The organism is Sulfuricurvum sp. MLSB (genome assembly GCF_000747095.1).
Lineage (GTDB): Bacteria > Campylobacterota > Campylobacteria > Campylobacterales > Sulfurimonadaceae > Sulfuricurvum.
This window is the reverse complement of sequence record NZ_JQGL01000135.1, coordinates 1-1,789: the sequence shown is the minus strand read 5'-3', so window position 1 is coordinate 1,789 and position 1,789 is coordinate 1. Positions and strand designations below refer to the sequence as shown.

The 1,789-nt window shown below is 53.3% G+C and carries 2 protein-coding genes and 2 pseudogenes; all 4 read right to left on the bottom strand.

The annotated features are described in order from the left end of the window. Positions 1-239: pseudogene (locus JU82_RS09660) on the bottom strand (asparaginase domain-containing protein); the annotation flags it as partial. After that, positions 239-742: a D-glycero-beta-D-manno-heptose 1,7-bisphosphate 7-phosphatase gene (gene gmhB, locus JU82_RS09655; protein WP_037949927.1), complete on the bottom strand. Its 504-nt coding sequence runs from the start codon at positions 740-742 to the stop codon at positions 239-241. The gene gmhB and the pseudogene JU82_RS09660, both read right to left, overlap by 1 nt. Next, positions 735-1,322, bottom strand: coding sequence for a D-sedoheptulose 7-phosphate isomerase (gene gmhA / locus JU82_RS09650; protein ID WP_037949924.1), 588 nt, complete (start codon positions 1,320-1,322; stop codon positions 735-737). The genes gmhB and gmhA overlap by 8 nt, the downstream gene beginning before the upstream one ends. A gap of 9 nt (positions 1,323-1,331) precedes the next feature. Beyond that, positions 1,332-1,789, bottom strand: a pseudogene (locus JU82_RS09645) (tryptophan--tRNA ligase); the annotation flags it as partial.

Genomic DNA, 1,789 nt, shown 5'->3' with positions numbered 1-1,789 from the left:
GTGCCGTGAACGACAACGACCGCGGTCGCATGCGACGATGCGATCGCATCGCACAACACGGCGCGATCCGTCTCATCCATCTCCAGCGAATCTTTGTAAATCAACCCCGTTACCGGAATCGCGACGGCAAAGGTTTCGATGATCGCTTCCACCGCCTGATTGTCGCGGGGGACGAAAAGTTCCCCCGCAATCGGATCGTAACGCTTATTGAAAGTACCGCCGGTATTGAGGATCAGCATCAGAAAAGTTCCTTTAGCGAGCGGACGATCCGGTCCGCTTCCGAAGCTGCCGCATCCGCGGAGAGGAGAATATTCGTTCCCACTCCCGCACGGCGTGCGGCGGTAATATCGCGCTCATTGTCGCCGATCATGACCGAAGAGGGCATATCGATCCCATAATCGTTCATCGCCTTCAAAAACATTCCGGGTTCGGGCTTGCGGCAATCGCACGCACCGCTGATTTCCTCATGATGAGGACAGTGATAGATGCGGGTGATATCGATCCCCAGTGTTTTAAAGTGCTCCGTCATCCAATCGCTCAGGTGGCGAAAATCTTCTTCGGAATAGTATCCGCGCGCGATCCCCGACTGGTTGGTCACGATGATGATCAGGTAGCCTTGTTCCTGATAGGCGCGGCACACTTCGGCGATCCCCTCAACCAACTCGAAGTCCTCGGGTTTATGCAGATAGTTTTTTTCAACGTTGACGACGCCGTCGCGGTCGAGAAACAGCGCTTTAGGCAACGCCGCCTCCGAACATCTCTTTTTCGATGATATCGCAGATGATATGCTCGATCAACAAATGCGATTCCTGAATCCGCGGTGTCGCATTGGAGGGGATGACAACCGCATAATCGGCCATGATCGCCATTTTACCGCCGTCACGCCCGACCAACGCTACTGTAGTCACCCCGCGTTCTTTGGCAGCCGTAAAGGCATTGATTACATTCTGGGAATTCCCCGATGTCGAAATCCCGATGAACAGATCGCCCTCCTGCGCCAGCCCTTCGAGCTGGCGTGAAAAAACATACTCGTACCCGTAATCGTTCCCGATCGCGGTGAGATTGGAACTGTCGGTCGTTAGAGCAATCGAGGGGAGCGAAGGACGGTCAAAACCGTAGCGCCCGACCAGTTCGGCGGCAAAATGCTGTGCATCGGCCGCCGAACCGCCGTTCCCGGCGATCAGGATCTTTTTCTTGTTTCTGTACACGTCCACACACGCCTTTGCGACATCCACGAGAAGATTGACCAGTGCATCGTTTTCCAAGATTGCCTGTTTCGTTGCCGCCGAATCGGCGATTTGCTTCGTAATGTAATTTTTCATGTGTTTCCTTTAATATCGAATTCCCGTGACGCTTCGAACTTTTTCGATCGTCTCGGCAGCTGCGGCGCCAGCTTTGGCCGCTCCCGCTTTTAAAATATCGCGTACTTCGTCCTGATGCGCTTCAAAATACGCACGCCGTTCGCGATAAGGCCGGAAATATTCCCAGATCACATCGTGGGTGTAGAGTTTGAAATGACCGTGTCCCTCGCCGCCGCGCTTATAGCGCTCCTGCAACGCCTGCGTCTGCTCATAGTCCAAAAAGAGCTTGACGATATTGTAGACGTTGCATCCTTCATATTCTTTGGGCTCTTCCATCGGAATCGGCTCGGTCACAATCTTTTTGATGATTTTGGACTGAATCTTTTCTTCCGAAAAAATAGGAATCGTGTTGCCGTAGCTTTTGGACATCTTCTGCCCGTCGATCCCCGGTACCGTCGCGACATTCTCATCGACGCGGAATTCGGGCA

What these genes read in the sequence shown, in the direction of transcription:
- gmhA (WP_037949924.1), bottom strand. Translation starts at nt 1,322, where the DNA reads ATGAAAAATTACATTACGAAGCAAATCGCCGATTCGGCGGCAACGAAA.